General features: G+C 69.6%; 1 protein-coding gene. It reads right to left on the bottom strand.

Going from position 1 to position 227, the window contains the following annotated elements:
• Positions 1-227, bottom strand: a 227-nt coding sequence (locus AC3A4T_RS24575; RefSeq protein ID WP_487677768.1) for a hypothetical protein, incomplete at both ends; no start/stop codon positions are given.

The following is a 227-nucleotide window of genomic DNA, read 5'->3' as shown; positions in this document are numbered from 1 at the left end:
CCACCGCCGCTGCCGGTCACGTTGTTACCGACCGTGCCGGCCGCATCCGCGTCAACGGTGGTCGTGTAGCTCAGCGTGTAGGTGCCCGGCAGGGTGCCGGCCGGCAGGGTGCAGGACAGCGGACCGGTGCCCGTGCAGGTGTACGCACCCGCATTGGTCACGCTGCCGAACGTCTGATCGCCGCTGATCGTGTCGGTCAGGGTGTAGACGTCCGTCAGCGCCGCGGT

This window comes from Lysobacter sp. Soil_N_51 (assembly GCF_057655755.1).
The sequence above is the reverse complement of the archived record's forward strand: the minus strand, read 5'-3'. Positions and strand labels throughout refer to the sequence as shown.